Below are 21,820 nucleotides of genomic sequence, written 5' to 3'. Positions count from 1 at the left end.
CAATAGGGCTCTCTGAAATTCTATAAAAAAAGCCGGCATCCTGAAGAATGCCGGCTATCAAAAGTATAATACAGTTTACACCAGGTTGGCCTTGATGTATTTGATGCTGCTGTTGATGCTGCCGATCGGATCGGGCACATAGTTGTTCTCCTGCTCCACAAAGAAGTGTTTCAGTCCCGCCGTTTTTGCCGCGCTGAAAATGCGTTTAAAATCAACACTGCCATTACCCACTTCTGTGTTCTGGCTGCGGTTTACTTTGTCCATATCCTTAACATGCCACATCGGAGCCCGACCTTTCAGTTTTTCGATCAGTGCAACAGGATCCAGTCCGGCAAAGACTACCCAGTACAGATCCAGTTCCCACTGTACGAGATTCGGATCACATTCTTTGGTCATGATATCATAACCGGTTACACCATCATATGATTTAAACTCGAAATCGTGGTTATGGTAAGCAAGTTTCAGTCCAGCCTTCTTCACGATTTCTGCAGCAGAATTGATCCTTCCCACCAGGCGTTTGTAACCATCGAGGTCGTTGCGCAGTTCCTGGTTGAGCCAGGGTATGGTAAAGAATTCGTGCTTCATGGTCAGACAGGCCTGGATCTGGCTATCCAGCTCCTCGCGTCCCTCATCCCCGTTACCCGCGAGCCATTTTGCCGGTGCGTAGTGGCCGCTGGGACTAACCAGCCCCTTGCCATGAAGATATGCGGCGAATTCACTGACTGGCATTCCGAAGAACTTGCCATCGCCATATCCATACAATTCAACTTTCTTGTAACCCGCTGCTGCGATCTGATCGAGTACGGGTTTCGCGCCATCCTTCGACACCAGGTCCCGGAGCGTATACAACTGTATACCAACGGCTGCATTTTTCTTATTGGCCAGCAACAGGTCAGGAAGCAGCAGGGCGGCTGAGCCTACCAGTGCACTGTTCCTGAGGAATGATCTGCGAGTTGTCATCAGGTAAAAAATTTTAGGATTGGAAGGTAGGAAAGTTTGACTGTTTAGAAGTTTGGAAGTTTAAAGGTTTAGAAGTTAGGTTCCCGAAGGACGAGCACACCAAAACAAACGGGAAATACGGATCTATGGTTTGAGTGCTACAGGTATTGCCTGCCGAAGCGAACCGTTGGCAGAAGCTATATCGTAGGCAGGGGAATACTGCTCCATCAACACACAGCACCTTCGTAACCACCACCCCTTCTTCCAAGCGCCACAGCCCCCCTGCGGTCTCTGTGTGAAAACCAACTTGCGCCCCTTTGCTCCTTAGCGGGGCGCTTGCGCCCTTGCGTGAAAAAACATTGCGTGAAAGCTACTCAGCGCCCTTTTCCATAACAAAACCGCCCGATTACTCGGGCGGTTCCTATAAATAAGTAGAATCGACTTCGGTTAGATACGGAAGTGAGAGAACGCTTTGTTGGCTTCAGCCATACGATGCGTATCTTCTTTCTTCTTGAAAGCACCACCTTCGCCCTTAGCAGCTGCTACGATTTCATTCGCCAGCTTGTCTGCCATGCTGCGGCCGTTTCGGTCGCGGCTGTAGCGGATCAGCCATTTGATGCTGAGAGAGATCTTCCTGTCCGGACGAACCTCTGCAGGAATCTGGAAAGTAGCACCACCGATACGGCGGCTGCGTACTTCTACAGCTGGGGTAACATTCTGCAATGCACGCTTCCAAACTTCATAACCATTGTCATTGGTAGTTTTTGCCACCTTGTCAATAGCGTCATAGAAGATTTCGTATGCAACACTTTTTTTACCCTCCCACATGATGTTATTCACGAAACGGGTAACCAGGGTATCATTAAACCGGGCATCAGGAGCCAACGGTAATTTCTTGGGTTGTGTTTTCCTCATGGAAAAAGAGATTTAGAATTATTTTTTACCAGCTGGCTTGGCTGCACCTGCTTTTTCTTTCTTAGTTCCGTATTTAGAACGGCTTTGCTTCCTGTCCTTCACACCAGCGGTATCAAGGCTGCCCCGAACAATATGGTAACGAACACCCGGAAGATCCTTCACCCTTCCCCCGCGGATCAGCACGATGGAGTGCTCCTGCAGGTTATGGCCCTCACCCGGGATATAAGCGATCACCTCTACTTTGTTGGTCAAACGAACTTTTGCCACTTTACGAAGTGCGGAGTTCGGTTTCTTGGGGGTAGTGGTGTACACGCGGGTACAAACACCGCGACGCTGCGGGCACGCATCCAGCGCCCTGGACTTACTCTTTGCCCGGATGATTTCTCTTCCTTTTCTTACTAATTGCTGTATTGTAGGCATTCTAACCTTATTTATTTGGGACGGCAAAGGTAGTTTGCCTTCCGTAAAAAACAAAATAAAATTCTAAATCCGCCACATCCATTCGTGGCTGTCAACTGCCCGGCCTTCCCGGATTGCTGCGAGTCTTTCCCGCACTTCATTCTGAACCGGCGTCTTTTCCAGGTTCATATCCAGCGCAAACTCCTTGTATTTCAATTCTTTGATCGGCGCGATCACCGCTGCCGTACCGGTTCCGAAGGCTTCCGTCAACTGACCCTTTTCGTACGCATGAAGCAACTCCTCAATATGGATCCTGCGTTCTTCCACCCGGATCCCCATTTCACCGAGCACCGTGATCACACTGTCACGCGTCACCCCGGCCAGGATAGTTCCCTCATCCAGCGAGGGCGTCACCGCCACCCCGTCAATAATGAAGAACACATTCATCATACCCACTTCCTGCAGCCATTTGTGCTCTACCGCATCCGTCCACAATACCTGGTCGTAACCCTGTTTGCGGGCTTCCGTAGCAGCCAGCATGCTCCCGCCGTAATTGCCGGCATTTTTCGAAAATCCCACACCGCCCGGAGCAGCGCGCGTATAGTTCTCCTCCACGAGGATTTTCATCGGAGCTGCATAGTAGGGGCCGGTAGGACTCAGGATGATCAGGAACTTATAGGTTTCACTGGGACGAACACCCAGCATCTGGTCTGTTGAGAACATAAACGGCCGGATATACAGCGCATGTTCCTTCATGTTCGGGATCCAGTTCTTATCCAGCGCGATCAGCTTGCGCATGCCTTCCATGAAGATCTCCTCCGGTACCTGCGGCATATTCATCCGGGCAGCAGATTTATTGAACCGCGCGTAGTTGTCATATGGGCGGAACACAAAAGCATTCCCTTCCGCATCGCGATAGGCTTTGATTCCTTCGAAAATAGCCTGTCCATAATGCAGGGCGGCAAGGGAGGGATCCAGCTGAAGGGGCTGGTAGGGCATAATTTCCACATTTTTCCATTCACCACCTTCGTAATCTGCCACCAGCATGTGGTCAGTAAAATATTTGCCGAAAGGGATGTTTTCCAAGGGCGTGTCATTCAGCCTGGTCCGCTCGACTTTGCGCACCGGGATGTCAAAAGCTGCAATCATATTCGGTACATTTGTGGCTGCAAAGAAACAACGAAAAAAACGGGCTGCCAAACGGTCCATCCATTTTTCACTAACAATTGTTAGCTTTTTTTTGCCCTTAACTGCTTTTCATGGAATTGAACCAGATTCAGCTCAATAATGACCTCCTGCAGGCCCTGTACAAGCATGTGCTGGTACTGGACGATACTACGCAGGGAGCACCACCGCCAACTAGCCTGCCGGCAAATACCGCCGGTACTGTCTCCACCGTTCCCGAAGCGCCGGCTGCGGTACCCGCATCTCCTACGGTACAACGGGCCGCTGCACCAGCCGGACCGGTCAACTTTCTCGGCAAGAACCAGCGCAACTTCACCGTTCTGGTGCATTATCCGGGGATACCCTACCTGCCGGACGAGGCCTTTACTTTCCTGGGCAACGTACTCAATGCCTGCCAGCTTCACGCAGCCGACATAGCCATTGTCAATACTGCCACAGCCGGCTTTTCGCTGGCCACTGTAACAGACCAGCTGCAACCCCGGCAGATCATTGCATTCGGACTACCCGCAAACGTTCTGTCTGCAATGACCGGATGGAAGGCGGCTCAATCCTTCGCTCCAGTAAAGCCTGCCGGTGCTATACAGCTTGGAGCACCCGCCCTGGAAGCCTTCTACCAGCAGGGGGAAGCATCCCGTCCGCTTAAAAAGCAATTGTGGGAAAGCCTGAAACAAATCCTGGGAATATAATACCACTCAAATGGAGCTGATCTTTGCCACCAACAACCCCAATAAGGTTGCTGAAATACAAAACATACTACCTCCTTCCTTCCATGCCATTTCTCTGAAAGAGGGCGGCATCCTGATCGATATACCTGAACCACATGACACCCTGGAGGGAAATGCCACGGAGAAATCGACCACCATCCACCGGCTTACCGGAAAAGACTGCTTCAGCGAAGACACCGGACTGGAAGTAGCCGTACTGAATGGTGAACCCGGCGTCCGATCCGCCCGCTATGCCGGTGAACCATCTGATCCAAAGGCCAACATCAACCGCCTGCTGCAGGAAATGAAGGGGAAATCTGATCGCAAAGCCCGGTTCAGAACAGTCATTTCCTTAATTTTAGCCGGACAGGAGCATATTTTTGAAGGCATTTGTGAAGGAACGATAACCGAAGCACCCCGTGGGAACGGTGGTTTCGGCTATGATCCTGTCTTTCAGCCGGATGGTGCCTTAGAGACTTTCGGGGAAATGACGATGGAAGGAAAAAAAGCCTTCAGCCACAGGAGGAAAGCAACGGATCAATTGGTAGCATTCTTATTCCAACAGATCGGAAAATAAACAGGGAACCGAAAAAAAGTGCAGCAATCAGCCAACCAAAATATCAGCGATACCGACTTAGTCAAAGGAAGTATTGCCGGCGATGCCCGGATGCAGGAGGCATTATACCAGCGTTATGCCGGAAAAATGTATGCTGTCTGCCTGCGGTATTCCGGCAATAACGATGACGCGCAGGACCTGTTACAGGAAGGATTTATCAAAGTATTCCGGAACCTGGACAAGTTTCGGAACGAAGGCTCCTTTGAAGGCTGGCTGCGACGCGTTTTCGTCAATACCTCCATTGAACATTACCGTAGAAAGGTACATTTGAACAGCATTACCGAAAACGAAGAGGTACGCATCGAAGACCCCTCCGTGTCGGTTCTGGATCAGTTGGCAGAAAGGGATATTGTGCAACTGGTGCAGGAATTATCTCCGGGTTACCGGGCTGTGTTCAACTTATATGTCATCGAAGGTTACTCCCACAAGGAGATCGGCGACATGTTACATATCAGTGAAGGCACCAGCAAATCACAGCTGGCGCGAGCGAAATCGCTGCTACAGAAAAAAGTGGCGGAATATTTAGGAGAAAAAAGAAAATAGAGGCAATCATGCCAGACCGCCTGAGCGATAGAATCCAACAGTGGGAAACACCACCTCCCCAAGGGGCATGGGAAGCCATCGCCGCAACCCTGCGGGAAGACCGGGCTGAGCAGCAACTGCGCGACCGCCTGTTGCCAATGGAGGCCACTCCCCCTCCTGCTGCATGGTCAGCCATTGCCGGCGCACTCGCCGCTCCTTCCATCTCCGAAAACACTTATACGTATACCGTAACACCAGACGCAGTACCTGTTTTCAGCGACAGCACCAGTACTGACCAATCATTGCCGGAAACACAACATCCGAAAAAAGCGATGGTGGTGCCAATCAGGCCCCTGTACCCTTACCTTTTCCGCTACAGCGCCGTAGCAGCGGTGATTGCCCTGCTGGTCTGGGTACTGAACCGCAACCCCGAAGGCAGGCCCGAACAGGACCTGGGCACCGCGATCACAGCGCCGGCCAAAGCATCCACTGTTCCGCCCACGGTAACTCCTGCAACGCCAACGCCCACTTCTGCAAAGGATGAGCTCGAAGCACTCAACTCTTCTGTTACTTCAAAAACTTCTGATCCCGATAAATATACCAAGCCGCTGAAAACAGCGAGGCCGCCTAGGCTGGACAGGCACGCTCCTGCCAGCACTTCCAACAGCATATCAGCAGACGACCTGCGGGCAACAACATCTACTATGCGCAATTCTCCGCAGCAGGAACTGCCCGTACAACAGAAAGATCCCCGCTATATCAGCATCACGAACGAAGCCGGCCAAACCGTCAGGCTATCCTCCAAATTTGCGCCACTGTACTACCAGCTGACCGGACAGGCCGATCAGCCGGATCCCAACGGAAAACGCCGCAAATTACTCCAGCTGCTGGAAGACAGGATGACCCGCGTGCCGTTCGTGCCCGATCCTCAGAACTTCTTTGATATTATGTTGTATCACGAGCTGCTGCAGGCAGAGCAGTAGCGGACTGCCAGTACCTATATCATTTAATTTTGCGTGAAACCTGCAGCAAATGGCCCGCATCAAAATAGAACTCCCCCAAAAATTCATCTTCCAGACACGCGTTCCTATCCGTATCACCGATATGAACTACGGTAACCACCTTGGTAATGATAGGGTGCTGACGCTGGCACATGAGGCGCGGGTGCAGTTCCTCCAGTTTGCCGGCTATAGTGAACTGGACCTTTCCGGTGCAGGCCTCATCATGGCAGATACCGCCATCGAGTTCCGCCAGGAGATCTTTTACGGCGATGAGATCCGGGTAAGCGTGGTCGCCAATGATTTCACCAACTTCGGTTTTGATATCATTTACCTGTTTGAAAAGATCACAACGGAGAAAACAACAATAGCTGCAGTGGTGAAAACAGGAATGGTGTGCTTTGATTACAGCAAAAGAAAGGTAACGAAAGTGCCGGCCGGCGTGGAAGCAGCATTGAGCGCTGATAAAGCATAAACCTTAACGATTCCAGATCTTCCAGCTTTCCAGTGCCTGGATTTCCAGCATATCATGACCATTCTCTATTACCGCACCGCGTTCCAGGCCTTCTGAAAGAAAGCGCGTACACGGCGGATTATACACCAGGTCGTAAAGGTAATGATCCCGGCTCAGCATGGAGTACTGCATGGGCGGCCGGGTGCCCAGGTCGGGCTTCATGCCCAGGGGCGTGGTATTGATCCATACCAGACTCTCCGCCTGGAGTTCATGGGAAAGTCCCTCATAGGAAAGTATGCCTTGCCCGGGGTTTGCATTGCGGCTCACCACGCTGAAAGGAATACCCAGTAACCGCAATACATATTGCACCGCCTTTGATGCGCCACCGGTACCCAGCACCAATGCCGGGTAATGCCCCGGCTTCAGTTTCCGGCTGAAAGATTTTTCAAATCCCGTCACATCAGTATTGTGCCCAATAAGCTTACCATTTACAATGCGGATGCAATTACAGGCACCGATCTCCTGCACTACAGGGGAAACTTCGTCCAGGTAAGGGATCACCTGTTCCTTGTAGGGAATGGTAACATTCAGTCCCTCGATACCGGGGTTATTTTGAAGAAGTGCCGGTAATTCGGTTATTGATTCGAGCGGATAATTTTCGTAAACAGCAGCTATCCCTTCCCGTTGGAACTTTTCTGTGAAAAAGCCCTTCGAAAAGGAATGCCCCAGCGGATATCCGATCAGTCCGAAATGACGCATCAGGCCATTTCTTTATCAAGGAAAAGATTGAAAGTGTCGCCGCGAAGTCCGACACGCATGGCCTCCAGGCTGATCACTTCAGTGGGAGCGATATTGCCAAGGTTAACATTGCAGCCGATCAGTTCAATGAAATACAGCTGCTGCGCTTTCTGCGGTGCTTCCCAAAGGATTCTTTCTTCCGGGATCTGGGTCAGGATCTCCTGCACCAGGCCTTCCCGCACTTCACCGCTGCCGCGATAGATGCCCACATTACCGGCTTCCCGTGCCTCAGCAATCACATAGGTGGATCCCGCTTCAAGCTCGGCCCGCATCAGTTCGATCCACTTGTAGGGAGGAATAATATGTGCGGCATCCTTGCTGCCCACTTCACTGAGCACCGTGCCGTGCTTGGTCAGCTTTTCTATATAACCGCATTTTTCTGAATGGGGAATGGTGATCGATCCATCGCTCACTTCCATGTAGGAAATGCCAAAATCCTTACAGACTGCGATATAGTCTTCAAACTGGTTCCTGATCAGGAACGCCTCGAACAAAGTACCGCCAAAATATACAGGTATGTCGTAGGAACGATAAACTTCCAACTTCTCACGAAGATTGGGCGTTACGAAAGATGTACCAAATCCAAGCTTCACGATATCTACATGGGGGTACGAAACGCTCATGAAATGTTTGCTCTCTTCAATACTCAGACCCTTATCCATCACCATGGTAATACCCTTCTGGCGTGGCCTGGCCAGCCTTTCGGGCATTTGTGTTAAGTTGAAATTCATTGGCTGCTGTTTAATGAACGCCGCGCAAAAATAGGAAACCGCGCGGACATTATGCTTTCCCTGCCTTCCGGTTGCGGGCGATAACGTCTACCACCAACTGATTTTGCAAGACAGAAGGGTGTAAAGCAACGAAATCTTTCAGCAGTTTGGGTGCTTTTAAAATGGCACGCTCGAGATAGATCAGGGCCTCCTTGGTTTTGCCCAGTGCCAAAAGTATGGCACTTTTATAATATATAAACAATGGCTTTCCTTCAGTGTGCAACAAAGCTGCTTCCGCCTGCTCCAGTGCTTCGTCATAAAACTCGCCGCCATACAGGCAGCGGATCAACGCTTCCCAGCCAGTAACCGATTTCGGCCGGGCCCGCACTACATTCGAGAAATAAAAGATCGCATCCTTCACTTCCCCTAACTGGATCTTACACTCGCCCATCGCGAGGTTGAATTCAGGTTGCGACTTGCTCAGCTGGAGTGCTGTCTCCAGCTGCCTCACTGCCTGCCCCCACTGTTCCTCGTTGATATAGGTACAGGCAATCTTATAATACAGTTTGCTGTCGTCGGGAGTCAGGTGCACCGCCTTGCGGTAATAAAAACGCGCCTGTGCAAAGTTCTTGAGGCGGTCATAACAATGCCCGATCGCTTCGTAAATGACATCTTCGGGACGGGTAAGTTCCAGTACTTTTTCCAGCACTTCTATGGCTTCGCGGAACTTACGGAGACGAATAAACGCATCGCCCATATTCCGGTAAGCGTAGTCAAACTTCTCATCGATCGTGATAGCAAATTTGTAGGCGTCGATCGCCTTCTCGTACAACTTCAATCCCTGGTAGGCAGCAGCCAGGTTGAACCAGGCCAGTTCATTGTACGGGAGTTCTTCCAGGATCTGCTGGTGCAGCCGGATGCTTTCCTCATTCCGCCCGGTAAAATCCGTCCAGAAACATATTTTGTACAACGCTTCCTCATTGGAAGGTTCCTGTTCCAGGATCATTTTCAGGCAATCAAACAACTTGTCGAACTCTTCATAATCATCATATACATCCGCCAGTTCAAAAAGCAATTCGATGCGCTCTTCTCCTTCAAACAATTCCAGCGCATTCTCCAGGATCTGTACGGCTTTGTCCTGCTGGTCCAGTGCCAGGTATGCATCCGTTCGCAGAATATACAAACTGATATCACGGCTGTCCAGCAGCTCCGCCAGTTCAAGGATGGCCAGCGCATCCTGGTACTTTCGCGTAGCGATCAGGATTTCTGCCTTGCGCATCAGCAATGAAGAAGAATAGGGAAACTGCTCCACAGCCATATCACAAGCTTCCTGCGCCTGCGCCAGGTCCTCTGATTCGTCAAAATAATTGATGATTTTCTCAAACGAGTCTTCGTCTAGAAAGGAATAGGAACGGCCAGATTTGCGATCATGGTAAATTTTCAACAAAGCCTCCAGGTCCTCTCTATCCTGCCGAAAAGGATATTCTTTCATTTACAATGGGTTATTCTAATTTAGCAGATTCAAAAAAAATGACCAACTTTTTTATTCACACATCTGCGAATGGATGTGCAAAGATTTCCCGTAATTGATCGTTTCGTGGAACGGTCCGCGTTTCACGAGTGGAATTCATCTTCCGGCAGCGATTTTTTCACGCAGTGAGGTCTTTTTTTCATGCGATAGCGCTGGCTACCTCCGCTGACGCTTCGGTAGCCGAAGGCCCGCGCCACGCAAAGGAGCATAATAAGCTGATGATGCAGGTTGTTCAGTAGCAGGGAGTTATCAGTAGTGAGCAAGTATATGCGCCGGTAGTCGCCTGCAGCTTGTCGCTACTTCGTGGCCCGTGGTGGCATTTTACCAACCCGGTACGGATTTTTTAGGTTTTTTTGTAACATTATTGAACGCCAGGCGTTAAATAAATACTAATTGCCGTTAAAGACATATTAAAATTTGTGATAAACGGTTTCGCAATTAGCAATTTTTTTTACTATTTTTGTCTCGAGATGATCAAAAACCTCCATACACGCCTTAGCCGCCATCGCTACAAACTCGTAGCAGCAGCCTGCCTCCTTACCGTGGCAGGGTTGGCTTTCGCCAGTATGGGTGGAGAAAAAAGAGGAAAGAAAACCACCACAGTTAAATCAGAGTTTACCCCTATTCGGACAACTTCTGGCTTTACCCTTAAAGCGGGACCGGTATACAAAGGAAGCATGATCTTCAACCAATCCACCGCAAACGGTCAACTCAGCCTCAATTCAGTGATCACTTACCAGAAAGGCAATACGACTTACATCATGCCGTATAACCATCGCATCAACCTGGGTAACACCAAGCCAGCCTGCGATAATACCGAAATGCTGAAGCTTCGCCTCCGCATTAATAAATAAGCCTATATTATTGCCCTAAAAACTGATCGCCTGCAAAGGCGTTTTTTTTTGCCCTGCCTACGCTAGAGCTTCGGCAGGCGAAGCCTGCAAATAGACTTAAGCAACTGCATAGTTAACGCCCCAGCAGTCAAAGCCGCGGCAATCATCTGTTTACTTCTGTAAAACAATTTCGGTATTGGCATGTCACCTGTCCTGACACATCTTCCAAACTATCCTCCTCCCCCCTTCCTACCCTTTTTGCTTTCTTCATAGCTCAGTTCCCGGTAGCCGGATTTGGGAATATCAAATTTTGCCACAGGAACAGGATTAAGAGATACCTGGGACACAACATAACGGATAGTCAGTTTGCCCTGGATCAATTCATATTCCAGCGGCAACCCTTTCAGGTTGGCAAACTGTGAGTTGTAGTCGTTGTTCTCCGGAACGATCTCATCCGTATAATAGACTGTGAAAGTGCCACCATCCTTCATTTTGGCAACGGCTTTGCGGCACTTGTAACCAGCAAGCTGTTTGGTTTCATCGGTAGGCGTAAACGTGATGCCCTCGTATTTACGGTTTTTGTCTTTCCAGTCATCAGCAGTCATCCGGATCAGTAGCTTCTGACCGCCAATTTCCTGTAACACCACGGCTGCGCCGGTCCGGCTGTCATGTATGGTGGTGAAATTGGCCAGAGCACTGGTCATCTCGGAACGGCTGAGGCTCCCCTTCAGGTATACCGTAGTGGTAGCGCCATCAAAAGCATCGGCCAGTTTCGGTTCTGCCGTACCGGTATTGATTACCGCATCATAAACGATGGTAATGTCGGAAACCTTTTTCTGAGCGTTTGCCAGCAACAGCATTATGCTGCAAAAAAGCGAAAGGACTATCTTTTTCATTTGCATCTGACTGGTATACAGACGGCAAAATACGGTCCTCAGTTGTCATTTCCCCTTTTTCTGCTGCATTTCCTGCATCTTTTTCTGGGTTTCCTGCATCTGTTCGATGCGCTGCGACCATTTACTCTTGGCCTTTGGCTTGCTCCGGTTCTCCGCGAGTTGCGCAACGATCTTGTCGTGGTCGATGATATAATTCTGGATCACCCACTGCAGGATCAGCGTAATAACGTTGGAAACCGTATAATACCAGGTCAGCGCCGAAGGCAGGCGATTGAAGAAGAACAGCAGGATAACCGGGAAGAAATACGGCATGTATTTCAGCATCGGGTTATTCTGGTCTGGCGTCATGTTGGCATTATACACGGAGATCAGGAAACTCGTCAGTACAGCGGTGATGGTAAAGAGACTGATATGGTCACCAAAGCCGAGCGGAATGGAGAAAGGCAGTTTGGCAATCACGTCATAGGTACTCAGGTCATCTGCCCACAGGAACGGTTGTCCCCGCAGCGCCACATTCGAGTTAAAGAAACTATAGAGGGAAAAGAAGATCGGGATCTGCAGCAAAGCCGGAATACAACCGCCCAGGGGGTTCACACCCGCTTCACGGAAGAGCTTCATCTGGTCCATTCCGAAAGCCTGCTGGTCATCACCATGTTTGGCTTTGAGGGCGTCAATCTCGGGGCGCAGTGCTTTCATCTTTGCACCACTCAGGTAACTGGTGTACACCAGCGGAGAAGTAACGAGACGGATAAAGATGGTCAGGAGGGCAATTGCAAAACCATAATTCAGGATGAATTTCCGGATGAAATCGAAGAACGGCATGATGATGAACTGGTTGATCGGCCGCACAAAAGAGTATACTCCCTGTCCGAGGTTCACGATCTTATCCATCTTCTCCACACCGATATTCCGGAGGATCTTGTAATCATTCGGGCCATAATACAGCTGAAGCGGAACAACAGCGGAATTGCCGGTGGTAATTTTTTTCTGGAAGCTGGCTTTTGCAGAAACGATCAGTGACCCGGTATCTTCGGAAGGTGTCGTCCAGTCTACCTGGCCGGCATCAAACTTATCTTTTGCAATCAAAGTAGAGTTGAAGAATTGCTGCTTGACGCTTGTCCAGTGCAGCGGTCCCTCAAACTTTTTGGTATTGCTGGAAACCAGGTTGAAATAATCATATTCATCCTTTTCAACGAGTACCAGTTGTGATTGCTGCCGTTCGTACCGCAGGTCTTTTTCCTGTTTCCTGGCATCTACATTCCATTGCAGGTTGAGGTTCTGCTGGGATAGCAGTTTATCGGTTCCACTCAGTTTAACGTTGAAATCAACAAGGTAGGAATGAGGGTGCAGTACAAACTCATGGATGATCGTTTCGCCGTTATTCCCCCGCACTTCGTAAGTAAGCACCTGGTTGCCGGATGCATCTGCCTGCACGCCCTTATCCTGGAAGAACAGGTCAGCCACTTCGCTGGTCTGATTGGCACCGGTCATCACTTTATAACTGATCCCCTCGCTGCCGTTATCCACCAGCTTTACCAGGCTGCTGTCGGACCGCTTGTATTGTTTGAGCACCACCTCATGAGGTTGGGCACCGTGGTTGGAAAAGCGAATGCTCAGCAGGTCGTTTTCCAGGGTCTGGAATTTTTCCAGGCCTTTCGTGGCAAGTTCCCATCCCGTAGCATTGGAGTCAATCTTCAAAGCAGCAGTGTCAGCAGCCCGCAAGGCAAGCTCAGCAGCAGCCTTCTTTTTAGCCGTTTCGATCCGTGCAATCGAATCCGTATACTGCTGCTGCTTCACCTGAAGCTCACGGCTATTTTTTGAACTGATAAACAGGTAAAGAAAAAGTAAGATACCCAGAAGCACAAAACCAATGACTGTATTCCGATCCATGCTTTGCATGTAGTAATAATTTTAAGACGGGCAAAGATAGGTAGTTTACTCTTGCTGCCTTAAAATGATATGGAGAAAAGAAGTTTGAAGTCTGAGGTTTGGGGTTTGATGTTGGGTTTGAAGTTTGAGGGTTATAGCAATCGGTAAAGTGAATTGCTCCCGGACATAATTACAATAATAAGCTTGTGGTAATGAGCTACTTAATGGAATTATGGCACTTTAAAGATCAGCCCATCCTGCCTTTGAACTGCTGCCCTTTGATGCCGGAATGATTCAGGTAAAAGGACAGCTTTCGAATCATCCTGTCCAGGATGGATAGTCGGCTTGTTAGTAACGCAACATCGGCCTGGTTAAAAATGCCAAAATCTCCGCAACGGATAATCTGGGATGTCAGTTCCTGGAGTTCACCGCTGGCAACAAAAAGCGCATGTATAAATTCTTTCTGACTGCTACGGCCAAAGCCCTCAGCAATATTATCGGCTATTGATCCTGCGCTGTTTCGGATCTGTATTTTTAATCCCTGATTCTGCTGGAAAAATAATGTATCAGTACGTTGATAGACGATCAGGGATATTTCCCTTGCTTTCTGCCAAATGACGAGATCTTCAAGTTTGGATATGGTGGCCATACCCGAATCTCGCCCAAAACAGAATACTCAACCCAGGCAAAAACACGGTTTCCCGGCAGGTATTATAACCTTTTTGCAAGAAAGAATCAAGTTGTTCACATTTCCCATATCCCTCAAACCGCCGACGCTAAGCTTTACGCCTTCGCTAACGCTGCAATTGATAATGTCGTTGGGCAACTCCCAACCTCAAACCCAACCTCAAACCCCAAACCCCAAACCTCAAACCTTCTTCTAAATCATTTCCGACTGCAACAACGGATTCCTCACCCCCTCTCTCCTTTCCGCATTCTCCTTGGCGGCCTTGATAAAGTGGACGAAGATCGGCTGCGGACACTCCACGGTGCTCTTCAGCTCGGGATGGTACTGTACGCCGAAGAAGAAGGGATGATCAGGCAGCTCAACGATCTCGACGAGACCGCTTTCCGGGTTTTTCCCGCTGGCTACCAGGCCGGCTTTTTCGAAGGCTTCCAGGTACTGGTTGTTGAATTCCCAGCGGTGGCGGTGACGCTCGCTAATCTCCGTATGACCGTAAATGCGATGCGCCAGGGTGCCTTCCTTGATCTGGCAGGCATAAGCGCCGAGACGCATGGTGCCCCCCTTGGCAGTCACCTCTTTCTGGCTTTCCATGAGGTCGATCACAGCGTGGGCGGTAGAAGGATCCATTTCTGTAGAATGGGCATCTTTCCAGTGCAGCACATTCCGCGCAAATTCGATCACGCTCATCTGCATCCCCAGGCAAATACCGAAGAATGGCAATTTGCGCTCGCGGGCATATTTAACGGCCGTGATCTTTCCTTCAATGCCGCGGTGTCCAAATCCGGGTGCAACCAGCAGCCCGTCCAGGTGACCCAGTTTTTCATCAACATTTTCATCGGTGATAAATTCACTGTGAACATTGACAACGTTTACTTTACACTCGTTCATGGCGCCAGCATGAATAAACGCTTCCAGGATAGATTTATAGGCATCCTGCAGCTCGATATACTTGCCGATCAGGCCGATGGTTACCTTGCTTTTGGGGTATTTCAGCTTGTCGAGGAACTCCTTCCATTTGCCCAGTTCAGGCTCGCTGTACTGTGTGATATTCATTTTACGCAGACAGATCAGGTCAAGCTTCTCCCGCATCATCGCCAGTGGCACTTCATAAATGGTGGGTGCATCTGCCGCCTCAATCACGGCTTCCTTCTTGACGTTACAGAAAAGCGCGATCTTCCTGCGGATCTCAGGCCCCAGGGGCTCTTCTGTACGACAAACAATAATGTCGGGATGTACACCTTCCTGGCTCAGCATCCGTACGCTGTGCTGGGTGGGCTTGGTCTTCAGTTCCTTGGCGGCGCGCAGGTATGGGATCAGGGTGAGGTGGATTACCACACAATCCTCTTCCGGCAGTTCCCACTGCAACTGGCGGACAGCCTCAATAAACGGAAGACTTTCAATATCACCCACCGTACCGCCGATCTCCGTGATCACTATATCGTACCCATCCTGACCGAGGAGCAGCATACGGCGTTTGATCTCGTCAGTGATATGGGGCACCACCTGCACAGTTTTGCCGAGGTAGGCTCCTTCTCTTTCCTTATTGATCACGGTCTGATAAATGCGACCGGTGGTAACGTTGTTGGATTGTGTGGTGAAAATGTTCAGGAAACGTTCGTAGTGGCCAAGGTCCAGATCGGTCTCCGCCCCGTCTTCGGTTACATAACACTCACCATGCTCATAAGGATTGAGCGTTCCTGGGTCAACATTGATATAAGGGTCAAATTTCTGGATGGTCACTTTCAGACCCCTCGCCTGGAGCAACTTCCCGAGCGAAGCCGCAATAATTCCCTTCCCCAGTGATGATGTAACGCCTCCCGTTACAAAGATATACTTGGCCATAACACTTGATTTCTTTCAATAAAATATAATGACCGGGCATGTACCGAAGTACTGTCCGAGACTGTTTGATAAGGATGTCTGAAAAACCGCTTTCCTGTCTGAATCGACCTGCGGATACCAGTGAGGTATATTATGTTCCGAAAGGTCAAGCAAAGATACAAGGAATTCTGATACCCTGAAAACACAATAGGCACCCGGTTGCCCGGATGCCTATTTTTTCCTTTGGTGATTATTGCTTATTCGGTTACACCTGGATGCTGAATGGGTGCCGGTGTGATCGGCGTGGTCTTGATCAGCCCAGATTGATTTCTTTTCAGTAAAATGTCTTTAATCCGATCCGCGTTGTCCTTGTTGGCATGCAGCGCCGCAATAGCAACAATTTCAACCAGCAATACCCATAAGCTGACGTATTTTTTCATAAACAGAGGTTTGAAAGATTGGATATTGGCTTATGCGTGCGCAATTTATATATTAATCTAATTTCAGCCAAAACAGGTTTAGTTTTTACTGTTATTAGTAACGCAGCATCCGCCACATTATTTTAATGTGTTTTATTGTGTTCAAACAACGGATAATTTCAGCCTTTCTGGATCTTTCCAAAACTGGCCGAAATGCCTTTAATCAGAGATGAACTGAAACCCTGGTGTTCCATTTCATTAAGGCCTGCAATCGTACACCCCTTAGGAGTGGTCACTTTATCTATCTCGTATTCAGGGTGGGTACCCTTCAGTAGTAAAAGTTCTGCTGCCCCCTTCACCGTTTGTGCGGCGATAAGGCTTGCCGTAGCTGCGTCGAATCCGATCTCAATGCCGCCCTGTATATTGGCCCGGATGTACCGCATTGCATACGCTGTGCCACAAGCCCCCAACACAGTCGCAGCGTCCATCAGCTGCTCATCAATCATTGCCACACGCCCCAGTTGGGTAAAAATTTCCATCACCAGATCCACCTGCGGTTTCCCCGCTTTGTGGAAAGCAATACACGTCATGCTCTCCCGGATCGCGATCGCCGTGTTCGGCATGGCCCTGAAAACCGGAACCCCGGATGGCAATTCCGCTGCCAGTTCAGGTATGCTAACCCCGGTTACTACAGAAACTACAATCTTATCAGGTGTAATCACGCCAGCTATCTCACGCAACACTTCCTTAACCTGGAACGGTTTCACCGCCAACAACACCACATCTGCATCTTTTGCGGCTACCGGGTTATTGTCTGTGACCCTGATCCCTTTCTGCTGCAACGGCTGCAGCAAAGTGATATTTCTACGGGTGACGGTAATTTTGGATGCCTCGGTGAAGCCCCCGGCCAGTAATCCTTCTGCGATCGAAATGCCCAGGTTACCTCCACCAATGATAGCAATGCTCTTGCTCATTGATACTATATATATTGAAAAGCCACCAATCCAGACGGAAGGGTGGCAGCAATCGGAAGCGAAGATATGGATTTAATAGAATTTACCGCTCATTAAATAATTGCGTACATAATCTTCAACGCCTTCTTCCAGGGAGTAAAAAGGCTCAGAATATCCCGCATCCCGCAGCTTGCGCATATCCGCCTCCGTGAAGTACTGGTACTTGTCCCGGATATCCTCGGGCATATCGATAAATTCAATCACAGGCTCCCGGTCCATTCCCCGGAAAGTGGACAAAACCAGGTCCTGGAAAGCCCTCGCCGATCCGGTACCCAGGTTGTACAACCCCGACGCCGGCTGGTTTTCCATCAGCCAGTAACAGATCCGGATAACATCCTTCACATACACAAAATCCCGCAGCTGCTGCCCGTCTTTGAAATCCGGACGATGAGAACGGAAAAGCTTCACTTTGCCGTTCTGCTGCACCTGGCGGAAAGAATGCCAGATCACTGATGCCATCCGGCCTTTATGATATTCATTAGGTCCGTAAACATTGAAGAATTTCAGTCCAGCCCAGAATGGAGGGCGATAGGTTTCATGGAGCACCCATTTGTCGAACTCGTTCTTGGAAACCCCGTAAGGATTCAATGGCTTCAGGCTGAAGGACAACTGGTGGTCGTCTTTATAGCCATATTCCCCGCTGCCGTAGGTAGCCGCCGAAGAAGCATATACCAGCGGGATATTGTGCACGCAGCAATAATTCCAGATTTTCTGGGAATATTCCACGTTCAGTTCCTGGTGGATGGCATAATTGAATTCGGTGGTGTCGGTACGGGCGCCGATATGGAAGATGAAGTCGATATGCGGTTTCTGACTGCCCAGCCACTCGAAAAACCGGCTCCGCTCCACCATATGGAGGAAACGCTTGTTCAGCAGGTTGGGTTCCTTTTCCGATTTGGAGAAATCATCTACCAGGATCAGGTTATTAAAGCCTTTCAGATTGAGAAATCCCACCAGGCAGCTGCCGATAAAGCCCGCTGCACCGGTTACGACGATCACCGAATTTTTATTCATGTCTTAAAGGTAAGGAATGACCATTACAATGCGCTGAGGGCATGATCAGCAGCATGACCCGCCAGCAATTTTTCAATCGCGGTATCATAAGCTGTTTTCCATTCCCCGATCTGCCCCCATGCTTCGCCGTCAATTTTTACCGCACCGGAAGTAACTGTTCCGAGTTTCCGGAATGATTTGCCGGAAAGACTTTGCTCAAATGCTGCCTCCTGTCCCTTGCTAACGGAAACCAGTACCCGACTCTGACCTTCACCAAAGAGATAGGCATCTTTCCGGATAGCGGCATCCGTCGTGATGTCAAATCCAAGGTTGCGGTAGCACCCGGCTTCCACGAGGGCGATGAACAATCCGCCTTCTGAAAGGTCATGGGCAGATACGATCTTTTTGTCGCGGATCAATGTTGCCACTGCCTGCTGCAGGGCAAATTCCTCATCCAGTTCAAAGCGCGGTGCCGGGGAGAATTCCACACCATGAATCTTATGGAGATATTCGGAGCTGGCGATATCGTCTGTTGCTGTGCCCACCAGGTAAATGCTGTCGCCTTCCTGCACGAAGGACAAGGTCATCCGGTCATTGATCGACTCGAGCAATCCCACCATGCCGATGGTTGGTGTAGGATAAACCGCACCCTCAGGGTGCTGGTTATAAAAGCTCACATTACCGCCGGTTACCGGTGTATTGAATTTCCGGCAGGCATCACCCATACCCTTTATGGCATTCACAAACTGGAAGTACACCTGGGGGTCATAGGGGTTGCCGAAGTTCAGGCAGTTCGTCACACCAAGCGGTTCACCACCGCTGCACACGATATTCCTGGCAGCTTCAGCCACGGCGATCTGCGCGCCTTTATAAGGATCCGCATAAACGTAGCGGCTGTTACAATCCGTTGTTACCGCCAGGGCCTTATCGCTTGGCTTGGCCAGTACTACAGGTGCATCGCTGGGAGCGTTTGTAGAAGTGTTTCCTGTACCAACCATGCTGTCATACTGAACATATACCCAGCGCTTGTTGGCAATATTGGGAATGGTCACCAGTTTCTCTGCAACTTTCCGCAGGTCACCAGGCATCTTTACAGACGAAGCATCAAAGCCTTTGATCTTTTCGAAATAGGCCGGTGTTTCATAGGCCCTTTCGTATTGGGGGGCACCACCGCCCAGTACCAGCTCATGTGCAGGAAGCGAAGCTTCCAGTTCACCATGCATGTAGAAATCAAGCAAGCCGGTCGTGGTCACTTCACCGATCACCGCACAGGGCAGATCCCACTTGTCGAAAATGGCCTGCACCACGGCTTCCTTACCTTTCTCTACCACCATCAGCATACGCTCCTGGCTTTCACTGAGCAACAATTCCCAGGTTTTCATATTGGCCTGACGGGTCGGCACTTTGTCGAGATCGATCCGCATACCCACACCGCCTTTGGCGCTCATTTCCGCTGTGGAACAGATAATGCCCGCAGCACCCATATCCTGCATGCCGACCACGGTTCCTGTCTGAATCACTTCGAGACATGCTTCGAGAAGTTTCTTTTCCTGGAAGGGATCACCCACCTGCACCGCCGGCAGTTCATCAGCGCTTTCCGCGGTAATATCAGCGGAAGCAAAGGAAGCACCACCAATGCCGTCTTTTCCGGTGGCAGATCCCACGAACAACACGGGATTGCCTTCGCCCTCAGCGGTGGCGCTCACGGTTCCACCGGCCTTAACGATTCCCACACTCATGGCATTCACGAGCGGGTTGGTATGGTAACAGCCTTCAAAATAGATCTCGCCGCCCACAGTCGGCACCCCGAAACAGTTGCCGTAATGGCCGATGCCATGCACCACGCCACCCAGCAGGTGCTGGGTCTTTGCTTCGGTCAGGTTACCGAAACGAAGCGAATTGAGGGAAGCGATCGGTCTCGCCCCCATGGTAAAGATATCGCGATGGATTCCGCCTACCCCGGTCGCAGCGCCCTGGAAGGGTTCAATGGCCGAGGGGTGGTTATGACTTTCAATTTTAAATACTACACCCCAGTCATCACCGATGTCCATCAGACCCGCATTCTCCTCACCTGCTGCCACCAGCATCCTGCCGCCATCGCGGGGAAGGGTTTTCAGCCATTTGATGGAATTTTTATAGCTACAGTGCTCACTCCACATGCCACTGAAGGCGCAGAGTTCGTTGAAATTGGGCGTACGGCCGAGTTTTTCCTTGATGAGCTCAAATTCCTGGGCGGTGAGGCGGAGTTGTTCCGCCGTTTTTACGGTTACTTCCATGGTAATTGTGGTAGTGAAAGAAAGCGCAAAGTTAACGGACGGCAACTGAAGAAAAAAGAGACTTTCAGCGGAGGTTTTCATAAACATCCAGCTGTGCTTGCCAGATATCGGGCGGTGAGAACCGCTGCTGTACCATCGGCCGGCCCGCCAATCCGTGCTGGCGCCGCAGTTCCGGCTGCAGCAGGTACGTTTCGAGGGCATGCCGCAAGGCGTCGGCATTGCCGCGGGCGAACAAAACGCCATTTACACCCGCCGCCACCGCATCCCGGCAGCCGGGTATATCCGGCGCCACCACGGGAACCCCCATTGCCGCTGCCTCGATCAGCACATTCCCGAAACCCTCACGGTAAGAAGGCAGTACCAGCACATCCATCGCCCCGTAAACAGGCCGCAGATCCGCCTGTTTTCCCAGGTAAATAATGGAAGGATCACTTTCAAGCTGTTTCAGGTAGGTTGACCCGATCGGATCATTTCCCTCCATGGGACCAGCCAGCAATAGCCGCAACCGGGGAAACCTGGCCCGCATTTCAGCGAAAGTATCCAGGAGCAGTTCAATGCCCTTGTCCCTGGACAGCCGGCCGGCAAAACCGATCACGGGATCTCCTGCTTCAATATGGTATTGCTCCTGTAACAGCCGGGTGGCTGCTTCCTGTTCGGCACTCCGCTCATAGTAAGCTGTATCCACCCCGTTGCAGCTTCCCGACCCGATCACGATCGACCGTGCCGCACTGATGATCTTTTCTGTTATGGCGTGTTCCCGCAAAGAGGGACTCACCACCCAGGTCTGGTTTGCCAGGGCTGCACTGGTGCGCTCCACCCCCATGAGCAATTGCTTTTTCCAACCCTTACGGGTATCCGAAACAAGTCCGTGTAACGTAAAAATGCGCTTAGGGATCCCGGTTAGCTTCCCGGCAATCAGAATAAGCAGACCCGATTTCGGGTTACCTGCATTGATAATATCCGGCTTTTCCTTTCGCAGGATCCTGACAATGCTGAACAGGCAACGGAGATCGTCCAACGGCGTAATGGATTTGCTGAAAGGGATAGTATATAAGGTAGCCTGTTCCTTTTCGGCCAGCCGGCTGATCTCCTCTCCCGGTCCGGATATGATCACAACCTTATGACCCTTTCCCGCCAGGAATGCCACCTGCCCTTTCAGAAAAGCGGCACAATACGAACTGTTCACACCAAGGAGGATTTTGGCCATAGCTGGGAAAATACTGCAATTAACGAAAAGGCATTTA

General features: G+C 50.2%; 22 protein-coding genes. 6 read left to right on the top strand and 16 right to left on the bottom strand.

Annotated elements, in window-relative coordinates; translation table 11 throughout:
• Positions 1 to 75: 75 nt before the first annotated feature.
• The 4 genes from FPE01S_RS16505 to FPE01S_RS16490 form a co-directional block, all read right to left on the bottom strand.
• Complete coding sequence (locus tag FPE01S_RS16505) at positions 76 to 960, bottom strand: sugar phosphate isomerase/epimerase family protein (protein ID WP_046370155.1); 885 nt, start codon at positions 958 to 960, stop codon at positions 76 to 78.
• 426 nt (positions 961 to 1,386) lie between these two features.
• Positions 1,387 to 1,854, bottom strand: a complete 468-nt coding sequence (rpsG, locus tag FPE01S_RS16500; protein ID WP_046370154.1) for a 30S ribosomal protein S7 — start codon at positions 1,852 to 1,854, stop codon at positions 1,387 to 1,389.
• An 18-nt stretch (positions 1,855 to 1,872) separates the two neighbouring features.
• Positions 1,873 to 2,274: a 30S ribosomal protein S12 gene (gene rpsL, locus FPE01S_RS16495; protein WP_046370153.1), complete on the bottom strand. Its 402-nt coding sequence runs from the start codon at positions 2,272 to 2,274 to the stop codon at positions 1,873 to 1,875.
• Between the two features lie 63 nt (positions 2,275 to 2,337).
• Complete coding sequence (locus FPE01S_RS16490; protein WP_046370668.1) at positions 2,338 to 3,402, bottom strand: branched-chain amino acid aminotransferase; 1,065 nt, start codon at positions 3,400 to 3,402, stop codon at positions 2,338 to 2,340.
• Positions 3,403 to 3,512: 110 nt separating this feature from the next.
• Between FPE01S_RS16490 and FPE01S_RS16485 the strand changes: the two genes are divergently transcribed.
• The 5 genes from FPE01S_RS16485 to FPE01S_RS16465 are packed head-to-tail and all read left to right on the top strand — an operon-like array spanning position 3,513 to position 6,753.
• On the top strand, positions 3,513 to 4,124 hold the full coding sequence (locus FPE01S_RS16485) for a hypothetical protein (RefSeq protein ID WP_046370152.1): 612 nt from the start codon (positions 3,513 to 3,515) through the stop codon (positions 4,122 to 4,124).
• Between the two features lie 10 nt (positions 4,125 to 4,134).
• Positions 4,135 to 4,719, top strand: coding sequence for an RdgB/HAM1 family non-canonical purine NTP pyrophosphatase (gene rdgB, locus FPE01S_RS16480; RefSeq protein ID WP_046370151.1), 585 nt, complete (start codon positions 4,135 to 4,137; stop codon positions 4,717 to 4,719).
• Positions 4,720 to 4,737: 18 nt separating this feature from the next.
• Entirely contained in the window at positions 4,738 to 5,301 is a 564-nt protein-coding gene (locus FPE01S_RS16475) for an RNA polymerase sigma factor (protein ID WP_157474069.1), read from the top strand.
• Positions 5,302 to 5,309: 8 nt separating this feature from the next.
• The gene (locus tag FPE01S_RS16470; RefSeq protein ID WP_046370150.1) at positions 5,310 to 6,263 is read left to right on the top strand and encodes a hypothetical protein; all 954 of its coding nucleotides are present in this window, start codon (positions 5,310 to 5,312) and stop codon (positions 6,261 to 6,263) included.
• A 49-nt stretch (positions 6,264 to 6,312) separates the two neighbouring features.
• Positions 6,313 to 6,753, top strand: coding sequence for a thioesterase family protein (locus tag FPE01S_RS16465; protein ID WP_046370149.1), 441 nt, complete (start codon positions 6,313 to 6,315; stop codon positions 6,751 to 6,753).
• Positions 6,754 to 6,756: 3 nt separating this feature from the next.
• Here the strand turns inward: FPE01S_RS16465 and FPE01S_RS16460 are convergent, their stop codons facing one another.
• The 3 genes from FPE01S_RS16460 to FPE01S_RS16450 are packed head-to-tail and all read right to left on the bottom strand — an operon-like array spanning position 6,757 to position 9,732.
• Entirely contained in the window at positions 6,757 to 7,491 is a 735-nt protein-coding gene (locus tag FPE01S_RS16460) for a shikimate dehydrogenase family protein (RefSeq protein ID WP_046370148.1), read from the bottom strand.
• Positions 7,491 to 8,261, bottom strand: a complete 771-nt coding sequence (locus FPE01S_RS16455) for a phosphosulfolactate synthase (RefSeq protein ID WP_046370147.1) — start codon at positions 8,259 to 8,261, stop codon at positions 7,491 to 7,493. Before FPE01S_RS16455 ends, FPE01S_RS16460 begins: the two co-directional genes overlap by 1 nt.
• 49 nt (positions 8,262 to 8,310) lie before the next feature.
• Complete coding sequence (locus FPE01S_RS16450; RefSeq protein WP_046370146.1) at positions 8,311 to 9,732, bottom strand: tetratricopeptide repeat protein; 1,422 nt, start codon at positions 9,730 to 9,732, stop codon at positions 8,311 to 8,313.
• Between the two features lie 509 nt (positions 9,733 to 10,241).
• Here FPE01S_RS16450 and FPE01S_RS16445 point away from each other — a divergent pair.
• On the top strand, positions 10,242 to 10,625 hold the full coding sequence (locus FPE01S_RS16445; RefSeq protein WP_046370145.1) for a hypothetical protein: 384 nt from the start codon (positions 10,242 to 10,244) through the stop codon (positions 10,623 to 10,625).
• Between the two features lie 209 nt (positions 10,626 to 10,834).
• On the opposite strand, the gene FPE01S_RS16440 is transcribed toward FPE01S_RS16445, so the two are convergent.
• The 9 genes from FPE01S_RS16440 to FPE01S_RS16400 all read right to left on the bottom strand — a co-directional run bounded on the left by FPE01S_RS16440 (position 10,835) and on the right by FPE01S_RS16400 (position 21,783).
• A complete protein-coding gene (locus FPE01S_RS16440) occupies positions 10,835 to 11,500 on the bottom strand; it encodes a hypothetical protein (RefSeq protein WP_157474068.1) in 666 nt (221 codons plus the stop codon).
• A gap of 45 nt (positions 11,501 to 11,545) precedes the next feature.
• Entirely contained in the window at positions 11,546 to 13,399 is a 1,854-nt protein-coding gene (yidC, locus tag FPE01S_RS16435; protein ID WP_046370143.1) for a membrane protein insertase YidC, read from the bottom strand.
• Between the two features lie 217 nt (positions 13,400 to 13,616).
• Positions 13,617 to 14,018, bottom strand: a complete 402-nt coding sequence (locus tag FPE01S_RS16430) for a four helix bundle protein (RefSeq protein WP_046370142.1) — start codon at positions 14,016 to 14,018, stop codon at positions 13,617 to 13,619.
• A gap of 231 nt (positions 14,019 to 14,249) precedes the next feature.
• On the bottom strand, positions 14,250 to 15,896 hold the full coding sequence (gene pyrG, locus FPE01S_RS16425) for a CTP synthase (protein WP_046370141.1): 1,647 nt from the start codon (positions 15,894 to 15,896) through the stop codon (positions 14,250 to 14,252).
• Positions 15,897 to 16,132: 236 nt separating this feature from the next.
• Positions 16,133 to 16,315, bottom strand: a complete 183-nt coding sequence (locus FPE01S_RS16420) for a hypothetical protein (protein ID WP_046370140.1) — start codon at positions 16,313 to 16,315, stop codon at positions 16,133 to 16,135.
• A 158-nt stretch (positions 16,316 to 16,473) separates the two neighbouring features.
• Complete coding sequence (proC, locus tag FPE01S_RS16415; RefSeq protein WP_046370139.1) at positions 16,474 to 17,268, bottom strand: pyrroline-5-carboxylate reductase; 795 nt, start codon at positions 17,266 to 17,268, stop codon at positions 16,474 to 16,476.
• Between the two features lie 72 nt (positions 17,269 to 17,340).
• Positions 17,341 to 18,321: an ADP-glyceromanno-heptose 6-epimerase gene (gene rfaD / locus FPE01S_RS16410; RefSeq protein WP_217998229.1), complete on the bottom strand. Its 981-nt coding sequence runs from the start codon at positions 18,319 to 18,321 to the stop codon at positions 17,341 to 17,343.
• Positions 18,322 to 18,344: 23 nt separating this feature from the next.
• The gene (gene purL, locus FPE01S_RS16405; protein WP_245624013.1) at positions 18,345 to 20,657 is read right to left on the bottom strand and encodes a phosphoribosylformylglycinamidine synthase subunit PurL; all 2,313 of its coding nucleotides are present in this window, start codon (positions 20,655 to 20,657) and stop codon (positions 18,345 to 18,347) included.
• Positions 20,641 to 21,783 carry a glycosyltransferase family 4 protein gene (locus FPE01S_RS16400; RefSeq protein WP_052955916.1) on the bottom strand — a complete coding sequence of 381 codons (1,143 nt, stop codon included), beginning with the start codon at positions 21,781 to 21,783 and terminating at the stop codon, positions 20,641 to 20,643. The genes purL and FPE01S_RS16400 overlap by 17 nt, the downstream gene beginning before the upstream one ends.
• Positions 21,784 to 21,820 lie beyond the last annotated feature (37 nt).

It is taken from the genome of Flavihumibacter petaseus NBRC 106054, assembly GCF_000974785.1.
GTDB lineage: Bacteria > Bacteroidota > Bacteroidia > Chitinophagales > Chitinophagaceae > Flavihumibacter > Flavihumibacter petaseus.
This window is presented reverse-complemented; position numbering and strand designations above follow the sequence as displayed.

Coding starts and splice junctions, on each gene's coding strand:
- FPE01S_RS16505 (WP_046370155.1), bottom strand. CDS start 960: ATGACAACTCGCAGATCATTCCTCAGGAACAGTGCACTGGTAGGCTCA.
- proC (WP_046370139.1), bottom strand. CDS start 17,268: ATGAGCAAGAGCATTGCTATCATTGGTGGAGGTAACCTGGGCATTTCG.
- FPE01S_RS16470 (WP_046370150.1), top strand. CDS start 5,310: ATGCCAGACCGCCTGAGCGATAGAATCCAACAGTGGGAAACACCACCT.
- FPE01S_RS16400 (WP_052955916.1), bottom strand. CDS start 21,783: ATGGCCAAAATCCTCCTTGGTGTGAACAGTTCGTATTGTGCCGCTTTT.
- rpsG (WP_046370154.1), bottom strand. CDS start 1,854: ATGAGGAAAACACAACCCAAGAAATTACCGTTGGCTCCTGATGCCCGG.
- FPE01S_RS16465 (WP_046370149.1), top strand. CDS start 6,313: ATGGCCCGCATCAAAATAGAACTCCCCCAAAAATTCATCTTCCAGACA.
- FPE01S_RS16420 (WP_046370140.1), bottom strand. CDS start 16,315: ATGAAAAAATACGTCAGCTTATGGGTATTGCTGGTTGAAATTGTTGCT.
- FPE01S_RS16490 (WP_046370668.1), bottom strand. CDS start 3,402: ATGATTGCAGCTTTTGACATCCCGGTGCGCAAAGTCGAGCGGACCAGG.
- FPE01S_RS16450 (WP_046370146.1), bottom strand. CDS start 9,732: ATGAAAGAATATCCTTTTCGGCAGGATAGAGAGGACCTGGAGGCTTTG.
- FPE01S_RS16440 (WP_157474068.1), bottom strand. CDS start 11,500: ATGAAAAAGATAGTCCTTTCGCTTTTTTGCAGCATAATGCTGTTGCTG.
- yidC (WP_046370143.1), bottom strand. CDS start 13,399: ATGCAAAGCATGGATCGGAATACAGTCATTGGTTTTGTGCTTCTGGGT.
- rfaD (WP_217998229.1), bottom strand. CDS start 18,321: ATGAATAAAAATTCGGTGATCGTCGTAACCGGTGCAGCGGGCTTTATC.
- FPE01S_RS16460 (WP_046370148.1), bottom strand. CDS start 7,491: ATGCGTCATTTCGGACTGATCGGATATCCGCTGGGGCATTCCTTTTCG.
- purL (WP_245624013.1), bottom strand. CDS start 20,657: ATGAAAACCTCCGCTGAAAGTCTCTTTTTTCTTCAGTTGCCGTCCGTT.
- FPE01S_RS16445 (WP_046370145.1), top strand. CDS start 10,242: ATGATCAAAAACCTCCATACACGCCTTAGCCGCCATCGCTACAAACTC.
- FPE01S_RS16430 (WP_046370142.1), bottom strand. CDS start 14,018: ATGGCCACCATATCCAAACTTGAAGATCTCGTCATTTGGCAGAAAGCA.
- FPE01S_RS16455 (WP_046370147.1), bottom strand. CDS start 8,261: ATGAATTTCAACTTAACACAAATGCCCGAAAGGCTGGCCAGGCCACGC.
- FPE01S_RS16485 (WP_046370152.1), top strand. CDS start 3,513: ATGGAATTGAACCAGATTCAGCTCAATAATGACCTCCTGCAGGCCCTG.
- pyrG (WP_046370141.1), bottom strand. CDS start 15,896: ATGGCCAAGTATATCTTTGTAACGGGAGGCGTTACATCATCACTGGGG.
- rdgB (WP_046370151.1), top strand. CDS start 4,135: ATGGAGCTGATCTTTGCCACCAACAACCCCAATAAGGTTGCTGAAATA.
- rpsL (WP_046370153.1), bottom strand. CDS start 2,274: ATGCCTACAATACAGCAATTAGTAAGAAAAGGAAGAGAAATCATCCGG.